Below are 540 nucleotides of genomic sequence, written 5' to 3'. Positions count from 1 at the left end.
AACCAAACGAGGATTCAAAAGAGTTTAGGCTATAAGTCGCCAAGACAGGTGTGGTTTGACTATTATCGTCAAGCTGCTTGATTCAAATCTCCCAAGTTTAACTGTACGGATTTGACGGCAGGGGTCATTTTGCAGTTTCGATAATCGAAGGGGGTTGGTTTACTAGCTATAGTAATGCTCTAAGTAAAGCACTTTTTGAAATATCAAAAACATTGAATGGTCAAGTAGTTTGGAGGCTTGATTCTAAAACCTGCGATCCCTCACAAATTATACCAAAAGTAAAGAGTAAAATTGGAGTACACGCACCTAACTTTATTGAATCCGTTGAAAAATTTGGCCTCACTGAAAAAATAAGATTTGATGTTATGAGAGAACATACTTATGAAAAGTGATAAAAGAGGATTGTTATTTCTATTAGGGCGTGTTGAACATTCATAATTTGAGCCAGATATAAGCACAAGCAAGGGCGACCGTATTTTCATAACTCTGCTTGAGCTTATCAAATCTAGTGGCAACCGCCCTATACTGTTTTAGCTTAGC

At 37.4% G+C, this 540-nt stretch carries 1 pseudogene; it reads right to left on the bottom strand.

Features of this window, described 5'->3' with window-relative positions:
- Positions 1-432: 432 nt before the first annotated feature.
- Positions 433-540, bottom strand: a pseudogene (locus tag JMX92_RS13425) (IS5/IS1182 family transposase); the annotation flags it as partial.

The organism is Psychrobacter sp. H7-1 (assembly GCF_904846585.1).
In the GTDB taxonomy this organism is placed as follows: domain Bacteria; phylum Pseudomonadota; class Gammaproteobacteria; order Pseudomonadales; family Moraxellaceae; genus Psychrobacter; species Psychrobacter raelei.
This window is presented reverse-complemented; position numbering and strand designations above follow the sequence as displayed.